Below are 19,862 nucleotides of genomic sequence, written 5' to 3' on the forward strand. Positions count from 1 at the left end.
TAGTGTTGACTTAGGATTGTAAAGGATTATAAAGGAGGAACCACTATGGTAGAGGACCACACGCTTGAAGCCTTACGAGGGGAACTGGACAAGATCGACGTACAATTATTGAATACGATAAAAGCCCGTCTGGATTGTTGCGTTCAGATTGCGCTGCATAAGCGCGAACATCACATTCCGATGATGCAGCCGAACCGGATTCACTTTGTTCATGAACGAGCGGCACAGTTTGCTGAAGCCTCTCATATTCGAGCAGACTTTCTAAGGCAATTGTACGAACTTATCATTTCAGAGACCTGCCGGGTTGAAGATATCATCATCGGCCATACAGGAGTTGGAGGACAACCGTAATGCCTAACCAGATTCATACCCTTCTGATCGACAACTACGATTCATTCACTTACAATCTGTACCAAATTATCAGCGAAGTGAATGGCACGCCCCCCGTTGTTGTTCGCAATGATGCGGACTGGAGGACCATTCCGCTTGAGAATATAGACAACATTGTCATTTCTCCGGGTCCGGGCAGACCGGACAGGGAGGATGATTTTGGAATCAGCGCAACGGCCATACTCCATTCCGGACTACCCGTTCTGGGGGTCTGTCTGGGCCATCAAGGGATTGCGCATCTGTTCGGAGGCCGCATTCATCACGCTCCCGAACCTATGCACGGACGTATCTCACCGGTGTTCCATAAGGGTACAGACATTTTCTCCGGCCTGCCCTCTCCGTTCTCCGTGGTACGCTATCATTCCCTGGTTGCGACAGAGCTAAGCGAAGACCTGGAGGCTATCGCGTGGAGTCCGGATGGCTTAGTGATGGGCCTTCGGCATCGCTCTCTTCCCATTTGGGGCGTACAGTTTCACCCGGAATCAATCTGCAGTGAATTCGGGAGAGAACTATTAACCAATTTCCGCGATCTGACCCCTTCTCGCACCGAGCGGGTACGCTCTCAGCAAGCGGTCGATCCAGTTGCAGCCTCCAGTTCTGCGAAGTACCGGATTCAATACCGCAGACTCGACGTCTTTCCGGATGCCGAGACAACATTCCGGGAACTCTTCTTAACTTCCGAACACGGCTTTTGGCTGGACAGCAGCCATGTTGTCGAAGGTCTCTCGCGTTTCTCCTACATGGGCGACGGCAGCGGCGTACACGCAGAGTACATGACCTATCGAGTTGCCGAAGGCGTAGTCCGAATTCATCGTAACGGCCAAGAAACCTTGTCCGTTCACCAGCCGTTCTTTGATTACCTCGATGAGCAAATTCAGCTTCGCCATACGCCAGCGCCGGAAGGTCTTCCTTTTGCCTTCAATCTCGGCTATGTAGGGTATATTGGCTACGAACTGAAAGCCGAGACATGCGGAAGGAATCGGAACGATTCCGCCACCCCGGATGCGGCCCTGCTGTTTGCCGATCGGTTCATGGTTCTGGATCACCTGGAGAAGACCACGTATTTGGTATGCCTCTCGGTCGATGCGGATGATCGCGAAGCGATCGCCTGGTTCGATTCCATGGAGCGGCGCCTGGCCCGGCTCCCGCGCCAGTTGAACACGCAAGATCCGTCCCCGGCGCTTACGGCGGTCCCCGAGCATAATTTGAACCTCAAATTCCGTCATGACCGTGAATCCTACCTGAAATTAATTGACGCGTGTAAGGAGAAGATACGGAATGGGGAATCTTACGAAATTTGTCTGACTAACATGGCCACCCTACCTACCACTATTGACCCATGGACTACGTATACTCATTTGCGTCGCATAAGTCCGGTCCCTTATGGCGCGTTCCTGCATTACCCTGACCTCTCGGTGCTCAGCGCCTCTCCCGAGAGATTTCTGACCATTAATGAGGAACGCGTGGTGGAATCCAAGCCCATTAAAGGCACGCGCAAACGCGGCATCACTCCTTCAGAGGATGAACAATTACGCAATGAGTTGCTTAGCCAGGAGAAAGACCGCGCAGAGAATCTGATGATTGTCGATCTGGTCCGGAATGATTTCAACACCGTATGTACGGTCAACTCCGTCCATGTCCCCAGAATTTTCTATGTCGAAACCTACAAACCTGTGCATCAGCTCATCTCAACGATTCGAGGCACGCTCCGTCCGGATAAATCGACGGTGGATTGTATACGGGCAGCTTTTCCGGGGGGATCCATGACGGGCGCTCCGAAGATCCGCACCATGGAGATCATTGACCGGCTGGAGGACGGGCCGCGCGGGATCTATTCGGGAGGAATTGGCTGGTTCGCACTAAGCGGCCTCGCCGATCTCAGTATCGTTATACGAACGATTGTCGTCGGTGCAGATAGCGTTACTTTTGGAGTCGGGGGCGCCATAACGGCTTTGTCGGACCCCGAAGAAGAGTATGAGGAGACACAAGTGAAGGCTCGGGCTATGATCTCGGCCATTACCATGTCGAGTCAGGACGCGGCAAGTCTGGCTTGGTCGGGTGACTTCACATGACCCGGCTCCTTCGTCGATGCGTCATAGCGGGGGGAACCGGCAGTGTCGGCAGCATGTTCGCCGCTCTTCTGGCCAAAGCCGGAGCGGAAGTCTCTCTGATCGACCTTCACTTCTCCGCTGTCAAATATAAACTGGTTCAATGTGATATCACCTCGCCGACTCCCGAAGCCGCAGCAGCGATCCAATCGGCAGATTTGGTGATGCTGTCCCTGCCGGAAGAAGCGGCTCTGCACGCGGTGTTCCCGGTAAGCCGTCTGATGAAGAGCGACTCGCTGCTCGTTCATACGCTTTCGGTACAGAAGCCTATGGCCCTGGAGATTGAAGCTTTGGGCATCTCACAGGAGGTCGTGGGGCTGAATCCGATGTTCGCACCGGATCTAGGCATCGCAGGCCGTCCGGTCGCAGCCATTATCCGGAACGAGGGGCCTCGTGCGGCGGAACTGCTCGACTTATTATCGGGTCTGGGGGGACGCGTAGAACGGCTGGAAGCCGAAGAACATGATGGACTGGTGGCGGCCATGCAGGCGCTTACCCATGCCAGTATCCTATCTTTTGGACTGGCGCTCTCTGCTCTCCATGTCGATATCGCCAAATTAAGCGCTCTTGCGCCGCCTCCCCATTCCACCCTGCTTGCCTTGCTGGCCCGGATCAGTTCGGGCACTCCGGAGGTCTATTGGGATGTACAAACGGCGAACCCGAATGCGTCGACAGCGCGCAGCATGTTGATTGCCGCTGCCGATCGACTGCATGTGCTGACGACGGCCGAACCCGCCTTCCATGATTTTACCGATGTATTGAATACCATCCGTGAGATGTTTGGAGACGAGCTCGCCTCGTATCAGGCGCTTTGTTCCTCGATATTCAAGGGATCGTCTAGAATCCTATAAATTCGCTCAATGCCGCCCGATTGAGGATAATGACCTTCTTATACTGCAAATCAATCCATCCTCGCTGCTTGAAGTCATTCAGCACCTTCGTAACCGTAACCCGGTTCAATCCCAGGCATACAGCCAGTTCCTCATGAGAATACGGAATGCAGTTCTCCCGGATTCCCTTGTCTTTATTCGGGTATACCGTTTCATCCAGCAGGAAACTGGCTACTTTTTCATAGCGATTATACAAGTTCGAACGCTTGAGCTGATGAGACAAATGACTGCATGTGCTGGATAAGAGTTGGAACAGAATGAAGGTAAGCTCCTTCGATTGATTCAGATAAGGAGAGAGACTTTCCAGGGTACACGATACCAATTCCACCTCATTCACGGCATCTACGGTTGTTTGCCTTGTCGCTTCGTAGAGAAAGGAGGACTCCCCGAAGATACGTCCCTTCTCCACGATTTCAATCGTCAGTTCCTCCCCTTCCTTAGATATGCAGTAGACTCTCACTCGTCCTTTGGTAATCAGATACAGGCGGTTGGCTTGATCCCCCTGCATATAGATTCGTTCCCCGGGGCGGACTCCCATGCTGTTCCCGGCCTGCTGGAAATAGGGATATAACGACTCCGGTACCTTTATTGTTACCATTCTACCCTCCCGACAAGATTCACTGGATTGTAGCCTATACTACAGGTAAGCTGAACAATCCATGTTATTTTTTGGTATATATTATATTGAAATACCGGAGGAGATGGAATGCAAGACAGTAAAAAAGTAGGGCGTCTGTTCGCGATATTAGGAGGCGCGTGCTGGGCGCTATCGGGGGTATGCGGTCAATACCTTTTTCAGTATCAGCAGTTAACTTCCGAATGGCTCGTATCGGTCAGACTTCTAAGCGCAGGCGCTCTTCTGCTTATCCTGCTTATCCTCAAAGGCCAACCCGTATTGGCTGTCTGGAAAGAGAGAAACAACAGGATAGATATGCTGATTTTCGCAATATTAGGAACCGCTCTATGCCAATACTCGTATTTCTCGTCGGTCGCCACTTCGAATGCCGCTACGTCCACATTTATCAGCTACACCAGCCCCATATTTATTATCTTCTATACTTTAATAGGGACCCGAAGAAAACCCGCCATCTTTGAAGTTATCGCCGTATGTCTGATCCTGGCAGGAATTTTTGTTGTAGCTACGCATGGGAATATCCATTCCTTATCCATCTCTCGGGAGTCTTTAATCTGGGGATTGGTAAGCGCCGCCTCCTTTGGCATCTATAGCACTCAGCCGCAGCGGTTAATGAACAAGATGGGGACTCTGGTCGTGTCGGCCTGGGGAATGCTGGTGGGCGGCGCGGTTCTTTTCTTGATATTTAGACCTTGGCATTCGAGCGGTATCCACAGTACACAAGCCTATATGGCCATGGGCGCGATCATATTCATCGGAACTCTATTATCCTACACCCTGTACTTGGAAGGGGTGAAGCGGATCGGAGCGACCCAAGGAAGCCTTCTCTCTTCTGTAGAACCGGTAATCGCTACCATCCTTTCCGCGGTATGGCTCCATGAAACCTTTGAGATCATCGACTTGGTAGGATTTGGGCTGATTCTATCGACAGTGATCGTCCTTGCCAAGGCGCCGCATGGAAAGGTGGAAACAAGACCGCGCCGATCCAAGAGACGAAGTGAGCCGGCAAGAGGCATGACAAGCAGAGGAGATGCGCCTTCTTGATTACAGCAATCACTGTCCGCGCGGAAGCCTGACTCTTCAGGCCAAAGGTACGCAGGCAAGACAGACACTTTTATATCTAACGGTGTAAGTTTAAGCTTTACAAAGTTCAAAAGTCCATGATACCATCTAACACTGTAAGGTTTAATCTTACAGTGTTAGATTTTTTGTAAAGGAGGGATTTCTTAAAATTTCTATTTGAGCAAAGTCAACAGGCGGCGATAACCAATGATAAACACCCGAAGGAGGATGATTAGCATGACTATAAAAACCATATCAGAAACCGTAAACCTTCAAGACCAACCCGCGTACATCATCAAGATGCGCGCCAAGTCCGGAAACGGCGACAAGCTGTTTAAACTCGCCACCATCGGTATGGAAAAGTCCGGTGCGTCCGACCGGTTCATCATCCTTCGCGAAGACGACGACCCGGATGTGCTCTGGAACGTCGAGGTATTCCGTTCCGCCGAAGCGAAGGAAGGTTACGAAACCAGCGCCCTTGCCGACGAACTCCGTGACGAGATCATTGATCTCCTCGCCGAGCCTCCAATGCGTATCGCGGTTCATCCGTACTCCGCTCTGCCGCTCAACCAAAGCGTGAATTGAATTCTTGCCATCTATCTGCAAAGGGGCTGACCAAGCCATTTTGATTCTAACTGTTATTAAAGAGGCAGCGGTTCTCCTGTTATTGGAAGATCACGCCTTTTTCTTCTTTGGACCTACATGTCCAAATTCAGACAACACCAAGAGCCTGTCAAAAGACAGGCCCGATATGCTCATTTCTTCGCCTTATAAAACTCATGATACAGCTTCATCAGCGCCCTCTTCTCAATCCGCGACACATAACTGCGGCTGATTCCCAGCTCCTTCGCAATCTCCCGCTGCGTCCACTCCTCCCCTCCCGTGTCCAGGCCGAAGCGTCCCACCACCACTTCTTTCTCCCGGTCATCCAGAATATCGAGGTTGCGGTAGATCTTGCTCTTCTCGATCTTCAGATCGACTTCCTTCACGATGTCGTCCGCGTCCGAGCCGAGAATATCAATTAAAGTAATTTCGTTGCCTTCCTTGTCCGTTACAATCGGGTCGTGCAGGGAGACGTCCTTCTTGGTCTTCTTCAGCGAGCGCAGATGCATCAGAATCTCGTTCTCGATACACCGGGCGGCAAACGTCGCCAGCTTCGTTCCCTTGTTCGACCAGTAGCTCTCAATCGCCTTGATGAGCCCGATCGTGCCGATGGAGATAAGGTCCTCCATGTCTTCACCGGTGTTGTCGAATTTCTTGAGGTTGTGGACACGATACGATGTCAAAAACTCATTTAGCGATGTTTCAATTGATAAAAATCAGCAATTAATAATGTGTGGCCTTCTCCTTTTAATCGTTAGGAATCTTTTTTCAGGAATGGCGTGTAGTGGTCTGATCGACAAGGCTGCCGATACTTGTCTATGTCATAATTGGAACGTGTATTCGATCTCTCGCAACGCAAACCCCACGATAAATGATGTAACACTCAACTAGGTGTTCACCATTAAAATCAGAGTGTTCCTTTCTTTGCTCTTTACCATCATCTCTAAGTATCTGCCCACGTACCATATCTCTCCGAATGGCTTCTTCCCCACGATTAAGTACCTTCCAATAAACTTTATAATTCCTTGACAAACCTGATTTATCGAGCCAGTCTTTCAATTCATTTTCTTCAATTTTAAAAGTTAAATTTCGAGATTGTGGAAGTTTAAACCCCTTTCTTAATACATTTCTAAGGGTATCCACAAGAAAACCATTTTGCTCGACTTTACAATCTATACGAAGAGTGAATTTTATGTCCACAGGGTACGTCGATTCAATGTATTGTTCGGTTCTTGAAAAGCTTGCAGTTTCAAAAATAGTGCTTTTGGCAAAGCTTTCTTCCATCGGAAAGCTTAATCCGAATACCTCTTGGAGAACTTCATAAACATTTTCGCTTGTTTCAGTCAAATCTTTAATTTTCTCATAGACCGATTTAGCTTTCTTTATAAACTTTCCTTTCTTGTTGTATACATGCTGATTACTACCAAGAGCATACCAATACTTTTGCTCTCCTTTTTGGTTTTTTAAGTATAAATATAAGTCTTTCATTAAAGGTAGGTAGAGATTGAAGGATGTACTTTTATGTGATGGGTTTTCTTCAAGAAAATTATAAACGAGAGTATCAATTAATAACCCACTAAATTTAAAGCCCTCATTATTCTTCCACGATCGAAGGAGTTGGGTAAGATATTTAAAGTGTTCGTTGGTTTCCTTAGACATGGCAATGCTTTCATCAATTTCAGGATTGGGATCAGTCTTTTTCCATTTACCACCATCGTTACTATCTGGGTAATCAAAAGCTCCGTCGGTGCGCTCAAATCCGGGACATACTTCGATAGAATAACCTTCTTCTGAATAATCAACTACAACAACCTGCCCATCTCCACGCACAATAGCGTCTTTTACAGATGGTATTTCTTTAATTTTCCGTTTTACTTCTTGCAATAATGCAGACTGTCCATTACCCTGATAATCGTCAAAACGTTTTTTTTCCGTTTTTGGCAAGATAAATAGCATATCAAGATCACTAACACCTGAAATAGCAGTTTTTCTGCCAATTGAGCCTACATATTTAGCATGATCAAGAGAGTCCTCAAGTTTCCAATAAATTTCATTAAGTTTTTTGGCGATTTCGTCATAATGTACCTTAAATTTTGAATGGTCATCGTCGGTCACTTTTAGACTATTAACAAACGTTTCAAAGGAACTTGAGAGCATATTTATCCGTCCTTTACAAATAACGATATACATACAAAAGTAAAATTCCGATAATGACTATAAAAGCAAAAAAACGGAAAGAAAGGGGGAACTTATCCCTGAATTTAAAGTGCTTCTGTTCATCAATCCAGTCATACTGCGATTTTGCAAACAATTTATAATGTGCATACCAATCACTAAACAAAATTTGATTGGCGATATTACCTGTATTGTACTGTGTAAGAATTTGATTCATTTCACTCTCTTCCTGTATAAAGCTATCATTGACTGATTTACTTTTGACACTGTAGTACAATTGGCGTAATTGATTATGTAATTGGATTAATTTTTCTCCACGGTCTTTGTAGCCTTCTTTTGAAGATTTATATGGATCAATATACAGGGCAATGATACTAAGGAAGATCAACACTAATGAAACTTCAGTATTATATTTAAATGTCGGATAGTAAATTTGCCACACCCCAATAATCAAACCAAAAAAGGCAAAAATACCTGGGATTTTTTCAATGATGTCGTAAGTAGCAAAGTGTTTTCTTGCACCAAAAACAACATTATAGCCATTCTCAGCAAGTGCATATAATAATCGATCCTTATCCATACTCATCCCTCAAATCCAGTATTTCTGAATTTTTTCTATTAAATTATATGATATGTCCTCTTTGCATAGTGTGATTCTTCCCACTAAACTTCTCGAAGATGCAAGCAGTGTACTGGCTGTATAATTTTTTCCCAAAGTAGAGCTAAAGTGTCATAAACAAGAGCAGAAGCCGTCATTTTCACCCAACACTTAAACTCATACCACATCACAATTGTCTTCTCCAATGGTCACGCAATTCAGAAAACCATTCAATCACCGGGATCTCTCTCGGTTTAGATAAAACAACAGCATTATAAAGGGTGTAGTTAAATACACCAATAAAGAAAATTACTGCCATTAAGCTAAATCTATCATCAAAAATACTTTCATTTCCTTTAATAAAATTGTTAGTTAGTAAGAGTCCCTTCATTGCTGCTATGGCTGTTATAAGACCAGAAGCATATAAAAATATAAGATTAACTGTTCTAAACCACGGGGCAAAGTTGTTAGCTTTACCAATATATCTATAAAGAACATGCAAAAATATAGTCCCCGTAAATGATAGAATTGAAGCGATCATAGTTCCATACGCTAAAATTCTTATTGAGTGCATAGATTCATCTATACCAAATGTGTCTACGATTCTTAGAGCATAGTAGAAACTCAAAAAATATAACGTAAAGAATGTTAAAGCGAAATAGGCTACCTTTCCAGCCAATTTACCAAAATAAACAGCCATTCAGTACTCTCCTTTTATTTACCAAGATGTTAAATAGGTTAACAGCTATTGTTATTCAACTTTTTCTTTATAGACTACTAATGAACAAACGTTAGAGTAGGGTCATTTGGGTATTAGCCCTCCACTATTTTCTTTTTAATTTCTAATAACATCGTTTCTGAGGGGAAGATTCTTTTGTCAGGGAAATCTTCTAACATCGTGCTCCATTGATAAGCGTAGAATTTAGGTGACTGTTTAATAAATTCTATAAATTTTGAATCTAATTGGGGATTGCTCGAGGCTTGAATATGCATTACTTCCTTATTAAATATTTGCAACAATGCAATTCCATGCTTCTTAGCATATTCTGTTGCTCCACTTTGAAAGCCAGAGGTGGAAATTAATATTCCTTTATGTGCACCTAAGGTGCGTACCTTGTCCGCCAAAACTATTATCTTTTCACGTTCTACTGGTCGTGTATATCGCTTGCATTCTACAATAACTTTAAAGCCTACAGACAGTGCCACAAATTCAGCAATAATATCAATCTGGTACTCTGCATCATTAGTCTGAACTTTTTGGTTATGAAGTATAGAAAAATCTTTAAGCGATTCAGCCTCAGCATATGCATTCAATATTTCCAAACAATACGTTTCAAATTCTGTAGCTGAAATACTTGCGACAAATTCGCGATACGGGTTCATTATTTCCTCCTCCTTAATAGCTTCTATTTATCATCAACTACACTGAGCACTTTACAACTGAATCTTCGCATAGATCCCCTGCTCCTCTAACATATGCAACAGCACCCGGCCATCAATTAACTCAATAGGTTTGTCCTTTGCAAAGCTTCTGGCATCAGGACCATACGTAGATGTGGTAACCAAGATCCCCTTCGATGCATTCTCGTTCATCATAGTTCCGTATAAGTCGCGGACTGCAGCTACCTCAACAGTATTTCTATATCTTTTTGCTTGAATCACATATTTTCCGCCAAATATAGGGCGCGGGTCGAAAGCAATGACATCGACTCCACCGTCTCGGCTAGAACGTGTCAGTTTGGATTCAAGACCAATTTCCGAAAACAAGTTACATACCAAATGTTCAAAATCAAAAGGGTTCATATCCAAAAGATTAGTTCGTGTATCAAGTGTAGATATCATATCTCTTTCATTCACAAATCGTTTATCGTACATGTCGAGATCGACAATGGGTTTGACTGGAGTGAGTTCAGTTACTGAAGGGGAGAGCTGGGCTTTGAGGCCTTTTACACAGGCAAGAATATCCACTCTGGCAAGGTCAAATTTCATGAATTCTTCTTTCCCGGTCTGAATGGTTACTATGCACGGCCGGATGTCGAGACCTGTACTTAAGTCCACCGTGGATACCACTCCATTAAACACGACTGAATCCAAATGTGCGCCTTGGTCAGCTTCAAACAGCTCATGAAGTGTACGGAGAGCTATGGAGGCTACAAGTAAAGAGTAAATCTCATTCAATTCCTTGGGTTTAAAAGGAACTCCTTTGATCTCATCCCGGCTCTGTGTATACTTATATTCCTTATTCTGTGGTACAGCCGTCACATCCGGCAATTCATACTCTACTAATAATTCTTTACTCTCTTCTAAATAAAACAGATTAAAGGTTTGTGGAAAAATGTCACTGTAATTAGAACGTTCCAGAACCATTGTATTGTAAGCTTCAATTGCCTCTTTATACTTATTGAAATAACTTATTCTAAAATCATCAATCGAACTATTATGAGATGCTATTTCCTCTAAATACAAACGTTTTGCTTCGTCATATTCTGCTCTAGCAGTGCTGAGGAATTTTTCATTTTCCTTAATCAGTTCGTTTCTTCTCATTTCTGCAGACTCATAATCACGAAGGGCATAATTATATGTATTCTCCGCTATTTCAATTACTCTTAGGCGCGCTTTTTTCCCAAGGCCACTAATCTTTTCTATAAAAGAGGGTTTCATAGTAACTCTTGTAAAATAATTTTCTCTCAGCGGTACAGGGTTTTCTGGCACGGGCTTAACATAGGGTTCCACGTATGCAGGATACTCATCCTTCTTATATAATGTTTCATAAGAAATCGTGTCATCAACGTTGAGCGTTTCACTTATAATCGATTTAAATTCGTTTATCCGGTAAAGGACCTCAGCATTTAAATCATTCGTTTCCTCTTTACGTCCTTCTATGTAGAGTGCCTTTTGTTCTTTTTCATAAGCCTTTTGTTCACGTATAGACTGTTTAATAACTCGCTCATTCTCGCGTTCATATTGTCGTTGCAGCCTTAAATGTCTTTCCTGCTCCCGAATAGCAGCATTCCTTGATCTTTCTGCTGCGCGCTGCGCTTTTGCAGTTTCTTTAATGATTTTGTTAACTGTACTTCCGAAACTACGAGCCACCTTTACCCCTCCAAATTGCGTTAGATAGAATCATGTATATCCAAATTATAACATCGGACTTCAAATTTTTTACATGGAAATCCTACTTTTTATGCAATTCTTTAGGACTAGACTTCTCAATTTCGACAAAAAAGAGTCTGTCAAAAGACAGACCCGATACCTCTTACCGCTTCGCCTTATAAAACTCATGATACAACTTCATGAGCGCCCTTTTTTCTATTCTTGAGACATAACTCCGCGAAATCCCCAGCTCCTTCGCAATCTCCCGCTGCGTCCGCTCCTCCCCGCCGGTGTCCAGGCCGAAGCGGCCGACCACGACCTCTTTTTCCCGGTCATCTAGAATGTCGAGGTTGCGGTAAATCTTGCTCTTCTCGATCTTAAGATCGACTTCCTTCACGATGTCGTCCGCGTCCGAGCCGAGAATATCAATTAACGTAATTTCGTTGCCTTCCTTGTCCGTTCCAATCGGGTCGTGCAGGGAGACGTCCTTCTTGGTCTTCTTCAGCGAGCGCAGATGCATCAGAATCTCGTTCTCGATACACCGCGCCGCGAACGTCGCCAGCTTCGTCCCTTTGTTCGGTCGGTAGCTCTCAATCGCCTTGATGAGCCCGATCGTGCCGATGGAGATAAGGTCCTCCATGTCTTCACCGGTGTTGTCGAATTTCTTGACGATGTGCGCGACCAGCCGCAGGTTATGTTCAATCAGCAAATTACGGGCCTTGGCGTCTCCCTCGGCCATCATTCCTAAGTATTTGGCTTCATCCTGCTCCGAGAGAGGCTGGGGGAACGCATTGTTCCTCACGTACGATACCAGCAGCGTCAGTTCTCGAATCAGCAGCGCAATGGTGCTGAGCAATCCCGGCACTTTAAGCGACACCTCCCGCACATGTACCCGTGACTCCGTCTCGCTTCGGCTTCATGGTCAGTTCATTCTATGTAGGCGGGTGCCCGGAAGTGCCTGTACCGGGGAAAAACAGCGATCTGCCCGGGAATTCTAATAAAGATAATTTAGTAAATCAACTAGTAAAATTAGTCATACGGGGTTAAATCAAGCTGTATAACGTCAATATACTAAACCAGCAAACGTAAATCTTAATCATTTGCCGATGGATGAATTTGAATTTTTTATATTTTATCCATATGATTATATTGTAATTTATGCAAAAAAAGAGGAAAAATCATGAAGTTATGTACTACGTTGAAAGCAAACCTAATAACCCTCCTCCCTTTTGTTGAAAGGACGAACAAACGATGAATTGGTTAAAAAGGTCCTCTCTTGTTACTTTCTTATTGATCCTCTCTCTCCCCATACCTTGCAGCGCGTTGGGAAAATCAGCAGCCACTCCTGTTCATCTTCGCATAAATCAATACTATGTCCTTTACACCGCTCCTGCTTCCCCCTATGTGGACAACGGCCGGTTGTATTTGCCGCTGCGTTCCCTGAGCGAATTGCTGGGTGCCCAGGTGACCTACGATTCAGATACTGCAACTGCAAATATCTTGTTCAAATCCAATCGGCTTCAAATTCATAACCACAACCAAGCAGACCAGGTTCAGATCCGGCAACAAAGCATTTACGTCCCCGTCCGCCTCCTCCTGAACGGGCTTGGGCTCAATGGCGTTTGGGATCAACAAACGAAGATGCTGACGATCCAGGAGGATCGCGTACAAACACTGGAACGATTTCAATTGGCATCCGAATTGGATCAGACATCCATCCTATCCAACGAAGCGTTTCGGCCGCTCTCCTTCACTTGGAATCAGGTGACCTTCAGCGGCCACCATAAGATGAGACTATCGGTAACCGCCAAAAATATATCCGGACACCTGATTCCCGAAGGACAGGAAGATCTGCATCCGACTTATTTCTTCAAAGGCGGGGTCACCCTGGAGTCGCTCCCTCGTCCACGGCCCGCGATAAAGAGCAATGAAATCTTCACACGTGAATGGGAACGCACTCTAAATCAGACCCCCCAGTATATCCTGCTGGAAGGGAGAACGATCCAGTAGCCTTTAAGACATCGTTGAAAGACGATTCGGCCGTGGTCCGGCTTCGCCAGACCGGCAATCAGCTTAAGGAGCGTGCTTTTGCCCGACCCGTTCTTGCCGACGATCGCCAGCACTTCTCCTCTGTTCACATCCAGGGACAGGTCCTCATAGGACCCCCACACTAGAAATTCCCAAATTATAACACACCCTGCTCCATCCTTCTATCTCCACTCGCCGGAAATGTCTCTTACCGCCGGATAGCCGCCGGTGTACAATGATTCTAATAGAGAAGAATCTAAATAGAGAAGGAGAGATGGATTCTATGGAAAATGCCCTGCTCGCAGCAAGCCTGCTGCTCAATCTGGCCGTGATCGGCCTGCTGCTGTTCCGGCGCACCGACTCAGGCGCTGCGCAGCTGCGCTCCGAGATTCAGCAGCAGTTCAAGCTTACCCGGGACGAGCTGAACGCCCGGCTGGAATCTGCGGGAAGCGCCCAGCTCAATCTGATGACCCGGCTGTCGGAGATGCAGAAGCGGGAGCTTTCGGCTGCGCTGAAGACGTCGAGCGATGCGGTCACGGGCCGGATCGGGGAACTGTCGGTTCTCCTAAAGAACGACATGAGGCACAACGAGGAGCGGATCGACAAGCTGCGGGAGCGGGTCGAGGAGCAGCTGCGGCTGCTGCGGGAAGACAACCGCGGCCAGCTCGAGCAGATGCGCGCCACCGTCGACGAGAAGCTCCAGCACACGCTGGAGACGCGGCTCGGAGAATCGTTCAAGCTGGTCAGCGACCGGCTGGAGCAGGTGCACAAGGGCTTGGGGGAAATGCAGACGCTGGCGACCGGAGTCGGCGATCTGAAGAAGGTGCTGACCAATGTGAAGACCCGGGGCACCTGGGGAGAAGTGCAGCTGGGCAGCCTGCTGGAGCAGACGCTGACCAGCGAGCAGTACGAAGCGAACGTTGTCACGCGTCCGGGTTCGGCGGACCGCGTGGAATACGCCATCAAGCTGCCGTCCAAAAGCGGCGATGCGCCGTTCATCTGGCTGCCCATTGACTCCAAATTTCCGCTGGAAGACTACCAGCGGCTTCTGGAGGCGCAGGAGGCCGGGGATGCGGCCCTTGCGGCCGAGTCCGTCGGCAAGCTGGAGCAGCGCATCAAGCTGGAGGCCAAGACGATTACGGCCAAGTATATCGACCCTCCGCATACGACGGATTTTGCCGTTATGTTCCTGCCGACGGAGGGCCTCTATGCCGAAGTGCTGCGCCGCCCCGGTCTGGCGGACACGCTCCAGCGCGAATACCGCGTGACGCCGGCCGGACCGACGACGCTGGCCGCCCTGCTGAACAGTCTCCAAATGGGCTTTCGCACCCTTGCCATCGAGAAGCGTTCGAGCGACGTATGGCAGCTTCTCGGCGCGGTCAAGACCGAGTTCGGCACCTTCGGCGGCATTCTGGACAAGACCTACAAGAAGCTGCAGGAAGCCAGCAATACCATCGAGACCGCTTCCCGCAAAACGCGGACGATCGAGCGAAAGCTCCGCTCCGTCCAAGAGCTCCCGTCCGCCGAAGCCGGCCCGCTGATCGGGCTGGCGGAACCGGAGGAAGAACTGGTATAACGCGTCGGCCTGATATCCTCCTGCAACCGGCGGCTGCTTGCCGCCGGTTATATTGTTCAGGCGCGGTCCGCTCCCCCGGCGAAGAGCTGCAGCTCGACCGGATACCCGCCGCGCTCCAGACTGGCATCATAGAGGTCCACATCTACAGCCCACAAGCCTTCCAGCTCCTCCCCGGCGCATCCGAACCGCCCGGCGGTCCCTTCGATTCCGCTGACGTCCAGCCGCAGGCACCGGTACTCGCCTCCCGGCAGCTTAATCCGGCCGGGCGCCTCCGGACCCGGCTCCAGCACCTCAATGAATACATATTTGTCCGTCCGCCCCTGCCGGTAAAAATAAACCAGTCCCTGTTGATAGACGCTCGTCAGTCCCATTTCTTCGGCGCGCAGGAACAAGCCGCTTGCGGTGCGCATGAACAGCCGCGCATCGTCCGGAGCTCCGTTCCAGGGCTCGGTGAGCAGGTGCCGTTCACCGATAAAGCGGCGGTACTCGCCCTTCCGGTCTTTATAGCTCCGATAAGCTTCAATGCTGTCCGCCAGCCGGCGCATCCGGGCAAGCGTTGCCTGAATCCGGGCGGCCTGGCGTCTGGCAATCTCCTGCCCGTCCTCCAGGATGCGGTCCAGACGGAGCGCCCCGCCCTCATCCTGATACCTTCCGAAGCGCTTCAACGGGATATTCAGCTCCACGCACATCATAATGACATCCAGTGTTACGAGCTGTTCCTGGGTATAATAGCGGTAGCCGGTGTCAGGGTTGACATAAGCCGGCTTCAGAATGTGCATCTCATCATAGTAGCGCAGCGATTTGACGCTGACTCCCTTCAGCTTCGAGACTTCGCCGATCGACAGATATTCTCTCATGATTTTCCTTTCTTCGGACAGTTGACTCTACCCTTATAGGATACTTTATAGTGTGAAGAGTTCCAAGCGATTGGAATGTAACAGCTAACCGCAAGGAGAGATCATCATGAATCGCAACTGGCTCTATGTTCTGGTCGGCGGCCTGGTGGAAGTGTTCTGGGTGTCCGGATTGAAGCACGCTTCCACCGCCGCCGAATGGGCGCTCACGGCAGCCGCCATCGCCGCCAGCTTCTGGCTGATTATCCGGGCGTCCTCCCGTCTGCCCGTAGGCACGGTGTATGCCGTCTTCACGGGACTCGGAACGGCCGGTTCCGCCGTCGCCGAGGTCTGGTTCTTCGGAGAGCCCTTCCGTCTTTCCAAAATGCTGCTGACCGCCGTCCTGCTGGCCGGCATCATCGGTCTGAAGCTGTTGACCGACCAACCGGCCGGAGAAGGGGGGCGCTCCTGATGGAATGGATCGCTCTGATCCTGGCGGGATGCTGTGAAATCGCCGGCGTTGCCGGCATCAAGCGGATGACGAGAAAGCCGGGCCTCCTCTCGGCCCTTATGCTGCTGGCCGCCTTCGGATGCAGCTTCTCGCTGCTCTCGCTGGCCATGCGGAGCATCCCGATGGCTACCGCCTACGCCATCTGGACGGGCATCGGAACCGCCGGGGCCGCGTTTCTCGGCATGGTCCGCTTCGGCGAATCCCGCGACTGGCGGCGGCTGGTCTGCATAGCGGCCATCGTCGGCTCCGCCATCGGACTGAAGCTGCTGGGCTAACGGCCCGCTTCGCCGGGTATCCGCCCGTCTTAAACGCGACCGCCCGCTTTAGCGGGGACCGATTACCCTGCGGTCCGGTTCCCGCTCGCCGGCGGCGGCTGTCCGAAGCACTTCCTCCATCTCCTCCGCACTCAACGGGCGATAATAATAATAGCCCTGCACTTCATCGCACATGCGGCTCTCCAGGAAGTCGAGCTGGGCCTGCGTCTCCACCCCTTCGGCAACCACCTTCAGCCCGAGATTCCGGGCCAGCGAGATCATTCCTCTCGTAATCGCCTGATCCTTCGGGCTCTCTTCAATACCGTGCACGAATTCCATATCCAGTTTGACCTTGTCTACCGGCAGCTGCTTCAGCCGGCTCAGCGACGAATATTCCGTTCCGAAATCGTCGATGGAGATCGATACGCCCTTCTGCTTGATCTCCCCCAGCACCTGTACGATTTGATCCTGTTCCCGAATGGCTCCGCTCTCCGTCACCTCCAGCTCCAGGTCTTCGGGATCAAGCCCCGTCGCAACCAGCGTCCCGGTCACCTTGGAGGCGAATCCCGGGTCCCGGAGCTGATGCACCGAGATGTTCACGGCCATGCGGACCCGGGGCAGCCCCAAATCCTGCCACGTTTTGTTCTGCTCGCATGCGGTACGCAGCACCCAATCGCCGATTGCGCTGATCAGCCCGGTACTCTCGGCAATCGGAATGAAGAGCTGCGGCGGCACGCTGCCGATCCCCGGCCGCTCCCAGCGGATCAGCGCTTCCATGCCGATGATCCGCCCGCTATGCAGGCTGAGCTGCGGCTGATAGAGCAGCCGCAGCTCTCCCCGCTCCAGCGCCCCCGCAAGGCTGTTGGCCACACTCAGCCGTTCGGATACTTCCTCCTTCATCGCCGCCGAGCAGAACCGGTACTGGTTCTTGCCGCTCTCCTTCGCCCGGAACATGGCGATGTCGGCATTCTTCACCAGCGTCTCGGCATCTCTGCCGTCCGCAGGATACAGCGCTACTCCGGCGCTGGCCGTAATATAGAATTTCTGTTCCTGGAGCCGGACCGGCCGCCGAAAAGCCGCCATGAGCCGCTCCGCTGCGCCGATCGCCTCGCCTTTGTCCCGGATTCCGTGCGCAAGCACCAGAAATTCGTCTCCCCCGAACCGGGAGAGCATGCAGGATCGGCCAAGCGCCGCCTGCATCTCCCGGGCCACACAGACCAGCAGCTCATCCCCCGCTTCATGTCCGAGCGTATCATTGATATTCTTGAACGAATCCAGATCGACGAACAGGACAGCCGCCATTCCGCCCCGCGCCTGTTCCCGGCTCAGGACCTCTTCGGCTCTGCGCCGGAACAGAATCCGGTTCGGCAGGCCGGTCAAATAATCGTAGAAGGCCAGCTGATCCGCCTCTTCCTCGCTGTCCATCCGCTTCAGCGCCCCCGAGAAGAGATTCGCCATGATGGTCAGGAAGTCGGACAGCGAGTCCCGGAGGATGCCCGGCTTCCCGGCGGCGAGCCCCATACAGCCCAGCCATTCCTTCTGCCCGGGGATCGGAAGCATGGCGACGGAAGCCGTTCCTTCCGCATGAAGCTTGTCCTTCTGAACCGGCGGCTCGTCAGGCAAGTCATGAACGTCGAGGATCGCTGCTCCGCCGTCCTTCATCCGCTCGAACCACCACTCCAGCCGGCTGCGCGTCAGATGCGGCAGAAACGGCCGGAGCGGCACCAGATCGCGGCGGTGCCATTCCCATAGGCTGGTGGCTCCTCCGTCTTCCCGGTCCTTGCGGAAGATGACGACCCGGTCCAGTTCAAAATGCCGTCCCAGCGCCTCCAGCGTCCGATGTGCCGCTTGCTCGATCCCGCCTCGGCCGGCGGCTGCGAAATCAGAGGAAATCTCCGTCATCAGCTTCTGAAGCTGAAGCTGGCGCTCGTTATGGCGAAGCCGGTATACATAGGTTCTATGTACGTAGTAGGCGATAACGAAGCACATGGCGAAGATACCGATCCGGGCCAGATAATCGCCTGCCCCCACTTCCACGGCAGTGCGGGGGACCCACAGCCAGAGGGCGCTCTGGGTCAGTACCGCCGTCAGGGTGAGTGCGACCAGCAGCAGCCGGCGTCTGAAGACAAGGGCGAACAGCATCAAGGCAAGCGGGAATGCCCAGACATTCAAGGCCGCTTCCCGCTGGAAATTCAGGGTAACCGCCGGAATGACCGGAACGAACAGAGCCAGGCTCATGTAGAGCTTGGCCGCCGAGTTGAAGCGGAGCTGGCCGATCAGACGGATCAGCACTCCGAGCAGCAGCAGCAGAGCGCTGAAGCGAAGCGCAGCCGGCGCAGGCCCGGGGCCGCTTACGAAATAGGGAACGACCGCGTGCAGGATACCGGCGGCGACCGCAAGCAGGGCGAGCCGGTTATAGAGTCCGAGCGTGCCCGCTCCCGACAGAATCTCCTCGTCTTCGGGTTCCGTCTGCCGCAGCATGCCGTTCCGGCGAACGGCGGCCAGGACCAGAAGGTAGGGGAGCATCGGAACAAGCCCTGCGAGCCTCGCCATCGGGCCGGGAGACGCAAGCCGGAGCAGCTCATCCGTCAGGAGAGCAAGTCCAAGCGCAGGAGCTGCGGCCAGAAGCAGCAGCCTGCGCTCCCGCTGCGCAGTCACCCGGGAACGGCGAAGCCGGATCATCAGCAGCGAGGCAAGCGTATAACAGACCCCCAGTCCCAGAATGGACAGAACGCGCCGGAAGCGAACGGACCCGAACTCGAGGGCCGGCAGTCCCGCTGCGCAGGCGAACGCCCATATGCAGAGCGACAACGACAGAGCAAGGCACAAGAACCCGAGCATCCGGTTCACGCTGGCGGCGAACGTATAGATGCCCAGAAACAGGCAGAACGCATAAGCGACCACGTACAGAGTAGACATCACCTCGGGAAGCTGCTCCATCTTGCATCCTCCTCGCTCACGAATCAAATCGACAGACTGGAATTTAATCGGATATTAGTAGCTTAACCGTTTTGAAGGCGCTTACCCCATTCCCAGAGTTATCCACTCACAAATTCTTTAAGTATAAGATCTTTCAGGCCGATAAAAGAAAGAGAGGGGACTTCCCC

General features: G+C 50.4%; 20 protein-coding genes. 9 read left to right on the forward strand and 11 right to left on the reverse strand.

Annotated elements, in window-relative coordinates:
• Nucleotides 1-45 precede the first annotated feature (45 nt).
• The 3 genes from F4V43_RS08365 to F4V43_RS08375 are packed head-to-tail and all read left to right on the forward strand — an operon-like array spanning nucleotide 46 to nucleotide 3,349.
• Nucleotides 46-351: a chorismate mutase family protein gene (locus F4V43_RS08365; RefSeq protein ID WP_150457784.1), complete on the forward strand. Its 306-nt coding sequence runs from the start codon at nucleotides 46-48 to the stop codon at nucleotides 349-351.
• Nucleotides 351-2,462, forward strand: coding sequence for an aminodeoxychorismate synthase component I (gene pabB / locus F4V43_RS08370; RefSeq protein WP_150457785.1), 2,112 nt, complete (start codon nucleotides 351-353; stop codon nucleotides 2,460-2,462). Before F4V43_RS08365 ends, pabB begins: the two co-directional genes overlap by 1 nt.
• Complete coding sequence (locus F4V43_RS08375) at nucleotides 2,459-3,349, forward strand: prephenate dehydrogenase dimerization domain-containing protein (RefSeq protein WP_150457786.1); 891 nt, start codon at nucleotides 2,459-2,461, stop codon at nucleotides 3,347-3,349. The genes pabB and F4V43_RS08375 overlap by 4 nt, the downstream gene beginning before the upstream one ends.
• Here the strand turns inward: F4V43_RS08375 and F4V43_RS08380 are convergent.
• Nucleotides 3,336-3,986: a Crp/Fnr family transcriptional regulator gene (locus F4V43_RS08380; protein ID WP_150457787.1), complete on the reverse strand. Its 651-nt coding sequence runs from the start codon at nucleotides 3,984-3,986 to the stop codon at nucleotides 3,336-3,338. The genes F4V43_RS08375 and F4V43_RS08380 overlap by 14 nt on opposite strands.
• Before the next feature lie 108 nt (nucleotides 3,987-4,094).
• Here F4V43_RS08380 and F4V43_RS08385 point away from each other — a divergent pair, with 108 nt between their 5' ends.
• Both F4V43_RS08385 and F4V43_RS08390 read left to right on the forward strand, forming a co-directional pair.
• On the forward strand, nucleotides 4,095-5,066 hold the full coding sequence (locus F4V43_RS08385) for a DMT family transporter (protein ID WP_150457788.1): 972 nt from the start codon (nucleotides 4,095-4,097) through the stop codon (nucleotides 5,064-5,066).
• Between the two features lie 255 nt (nucleotides 5,067-5,321).
• A complete protein-coding gene (locus F4V43_RS08390; RefSeq protein WP_150457789.1) occupies nucleotides 5,322-5,669 on the forward strand; it encodes a putative quinol monooxygenase in 348 nt (115 codons plus the stop codon).
• Nucleotides 5,670-5,839: 170 nt separating this feature from the next.
• Here F4V43_RS08390 and sigK (F4V43_RS08395) read toward each other — a convergent pair whose 3' ends face one another.
• From sigK (F4V43_RS08395) to sigK (F4V43_RS08425), 7 genes are all read right to left on the reverse strand, one after another.
• Nucleotides 5,840-6,394, reverse strand: a complete 555-nt coding sequence (gene sigK, locus F4V43_RS08395; RefSeq protein WP_150457790.1) for an RNA polymerase sporulation sigma factor SigK — start codon at nucleotides 6,392-6,394, stop codon at nucleotides 5,840-5,842.
• 109 nt (nucleotides 6,395-6,503) lie between these two features.
• The gene (locus tag F4V43_RS08400; protein ID WP_150457791.1) at nucleotides 6,504-7,844 is read right to left on the reverse strand and encodes a nucleotide-binding domain-containing protein; all 1,341 of its coding nucleotides are present in this window, start codon (nucleotides 7,842-7,844) and stop codon (nucleotides 6,504-6,506) included.
• A gap of 13 nt (nucleotides 7,845-7,857) precedes the next feature.
• Nucleotides 7,858-8,442: an SLATT domain-containing protein gene (locus tag F4V43_RS08405; protein ID WP_150457792.1), complete on the reverse strand. Its 585-nt coding sequence runs from the start codon at nucleotides 8,440-8,442 to the stop codon at nucleotides 7,858-7,860.
• A gap of 205 nt (nucleotides 8,443-8,647) precedes the next feature.
• Nucleotides 8,648-9,160 (reverse strand): hypothetical protein, encoded by a 513-nt coding sequence (locus F4V43_RS08410; RefSeq protein WP_150457793.1) that lies wholly within the window; start codon nucleotides 9,158-9,160, stop codon nucleotides 8,648-8,650.
• A gap of 113 nt (nucleotides 9,161-9,273) precedes the next feature.
• Nucleotides 9,274-9,843, reverse strand: a complete 570-nt coding sequence (locus F4V43_RS08415) for a restriction endonuclease (protein WP_150457794.1) — start codon at nucleotides 9,841-9,843, stop codon at nucleotides 9,274-9,276.
• 51 nt (nucleotides 9,844-9,894) lie between these two features.
• Nucleotides 9,895-11,553 carry a restriction endonuclease gene (locus F4V43_RS08420; RefSeq protein ID WP_150457795.1) on the reverse strand — a complete coding sequence of 553 codons (1,659 nt, stop codon included), beginning with the start codon at nucleotides 11,551-11,553 and terminating at the stop codon, nucleotides 9,895-9,897.
• 163 nt (nucleotides 11,554-11,716) lie between these two features.
• Nucleotides 11,717-12,418: an RNA polymerase sporulation sigma factor SigK gene (gene sigK, locus F4V43_RS08425; RefSeq protein ID WP_150457796.1), complete on the reverse strand. Its 702-nt coding sequence runs from the start codon at nucleotides 12,416-12,418 to the stop codon at nucleotides 11,717-11,719.
• A gap of 386 nt (nucleotides 12,419-12,804) precedes the next feature.
• On the opposite strand from sigK (F4V43_RS08425), the gene F4V43_RS08430 reads away from it, so the two are divergent.
• On the forward strand, nucleotides 12,805-13,563 hold the full coding sequence (locus F4V43_RS08430) for a stalk domain-containing protein (RefSeq protein WP_150457797.1): 759 nt from the start codon (nucleotides 12,805-12,807) through the stop codon (nucleotides 13,561-13,563).
• On the opposite strand, the gene F4V43_RS08435 is transcribed toward F4V43_RS08430, so the two are convergent.
• Nucleotides 13,518-13,724 (reverse strand): ATP-binding cassette domain-containing protein, encoded by a 207-nt coding sequence (locus F4V43_RS08435; RefSeq protein WP_223879821.1) that lies wholly within the window; start codon nucleotides 13,722-13,724, stop codon nucleotides 13,518-13,520. The genes F4V43_RS08430 and F4V43_RS08435 overlap by 46 nt on opposite strands.
• Nucleotides 13,725-13,864: 140 nt before the next feature.
• Between F4V43_RS08435 and F4V43_RS08440 the strand changes: the two genes are divergently transcribed.
• The gene (locus F4V43_RS08440) at nucleotides 13,865-15,157 is read left to right on the forward strand and encodes a DNA recombination protein RmuC (RefSeq protein WP_223879822.1); all 1,293 of its coding nucleotides are present in this window, start codon (nucleotides 13,865-13,867) and stop codon (nucleotides 15,155-15,157) included.
• 56 nt (nucleotides 15,158-15,213) lie between these two features.
• Here F4V43_RS08440 and F4V43_RS08445 read toward each other — a convergent pair whose 3' ends face one another.
• Nucleotides 15,214-16,014 (reverse strand): MerR family transcriptional regulator, encoded by an 801-nt coding sequence (locus F4V43_RS08445; protein WP_150457800.1) that lies wholly within the window; start codon nucleotides 16,012-16,014, stop codon nucleotides 15,214-15,216.
• Nucleotides 16,015-16,120: 106 nt separating this feature from the next.
• On the opposite strand from F4V43_RS08445, the gene F4V43_RS08450 reads away from it, so the two are divergent.
• Nucleotides 16,121-16,462: a DMT family transporter gene (locus tag F4V43_RS08450; protein WP_150457801.1), complete on the forward strand. Its 342-nt coding sequence runs from the start codon at nucleotides 16,121-16,123 to the stop codon at nucleotides 16,460-16,462.
• On the forward strand, nucleotides 16,462-16,776 hold the full coding sequence (locus F4V43_RS08455; protein ID WP_150457802.1) for a DMT family transporter: 315 nt from the start codon (nucleotides 16,462-16,464) through the stop codon (nucleotides 16,774-16,776). Before F4V43_RS08450 ends, F4V43_RS08455 begins: the two co-directional genes overlap by 1 nt.
• A 48-nt stretch (nucleotides 16,777-16,824) precedes the next feature.
• Here F4V43_RS08455 and F4V43_RS08460 read toward each other — a convergent pair whose 3' ends face one another.
• On the reverse strand, nucleotides 16,825-19,695 hold the full coding sequence (locus tag F4V43_RS08460) for a putative bifunctional diguanylate cyclase/phosphodiesterase (protein WP_150457803.1): 2,871 nt from the start codon (nucleotides 19,693-19,695) through the stop codon (nucleotides 16,825-16,827).
• Between the last annotated feature and the right edge of the window lie 167 nt (nucleotides 19,696-19,862).

Origin of the sequence: Paenibacillus spiritus, assembly GCF_008710135.1 — a bacterium.
In the GTDB taxonomy this organism is placed as follows: domain Bacteria; phylum Bacillota; class Bacilli; order Paenibacillales; family Paenibacillaceae; genus Paenibacillus_AQ; species Paenibacillus_AQ glufosinatiresistens.

What these genes read in the sequence shown, in the direction of transcription:
- F4V43_RS08365 (WP_150457784.1), top strand. Translation starts at nt 46, where the DNA reads ATGGTAGAGGACCACACGCTTGAAGCCTTACGAGGGGAACTGGACAAG.
- pabB (WP_150457785.1), top strand. Translation starts at nt 351, where the DNA reads ATGCCTAACCAGATTCATACCCTTCTGATCGACAACTACGATTCATTC.
- F4V43_RS08375 (WP_150457786.1), top strand. Translation starts at nt 2,459, where the DNA reads ATGACCCGGCTCCTTCGTCGATGCGTCATAGCGGGGGGAACCGGCAGT.
- F4V43_RS08380 (WP_150457787.1), bottom strand. Translation starts at nt 3,986, where the DNA reads ATGGTAACAATAAAGGTACCGGAGTCGTTATATCCCTATTTCCAGCAG.
- F4V43_RS08385 (WP_150457788.1), top strand. Translation starts at nt 4,095, where the DNA reads ATGCAAGACAGTAAAAAAGTAGGGCGTCTGTTCGCGATATTAGGAGGC.
- F4V43_RS08390 (WP_150457789.1), top strand. Translation starts at nt 5,322, where the DNA reads ATGACTATAAAAACCATATCAGAAACCGTAAACCTTCAAGACCAACCC.
- F4V43_RS08400 (WP_150457791.1), bottom strand. Translation starts at nt 7,844, where the DNA reads ATGCTCTCAAGTTCCTTTGAAACGTTTGTTAATAGTCTAAAAGTGACC.
- F4V43_RS08405 (WP_150457792.1), bottom strand. Translation starts at nt 8,442, where the DNA reads ATGGATAAGGATCGATTATTATATGCACTTGCTGAGAATGGCTATAAT.
- F4V43_RS08410 (WP_150457793.1), bottom strand. Translation starts at nt 9,160, where the DNA reads ATGGCTGTTTATTTTGGTAAATTGGCTGGAAAGGTAGCCTATTTCGCT.
- F4V43_RS08415 (WP_150457794.1), bottom strand. Translation starts at nt 9,843, where the DNA reads ATGAACCCGTATCGCGAATTTGTCGCAAGTATTTCAGCTACAGAATTT.
- F4V43_RS08430 (WP_150457797.1), top strand. Translation starts at nt 12,805, where the DNA reads ATGAATTGGTTAAAAAGGTCCTCTCTTGTTACTTTCTTATTGATCCTC.
- F4V43_RS08440 (WP_223879822.1), top strand. Translation starts at nt 13,865, where the DNA reads ATGGAAAATGCCCTGCTCGCAGCAAGCCTGCTGCTCAATCTGGCCGTG.
- F4V43_RS08445 (WP_150457800.1), bottom strand. Translation starts at nt 16,014, where the DNA reads ATGAGAGAATATCTGTCGATCGGCGAAGTCTCGAAGCTGAAGGGAGTC.
- F4V43_RS08450 (WP_150457801.1), top strand. Translation starts at nt 16,121, where the DNA reads ATGAATCGCAACTGGCTCTATGTTCTGGTCGGCGGCCTGGTGGAAGTG.
- F4V43_RS08455 (WP_150457802.1), top strand. Translation starts at nt 16,462, where the DNA reads ATGGAATGGATCGCTCTGATCCTGGCGGGATGCTGTGAAATCGCCGGC.
- F4V43_RS08460 (WP_150457803.1), bottom strand. Translation starts at nt 19,695, where the DNA reads ATGGAGCAGCTTCCCGAGGTGATGTCTACTCTGTACGTGGTCGCTTAT.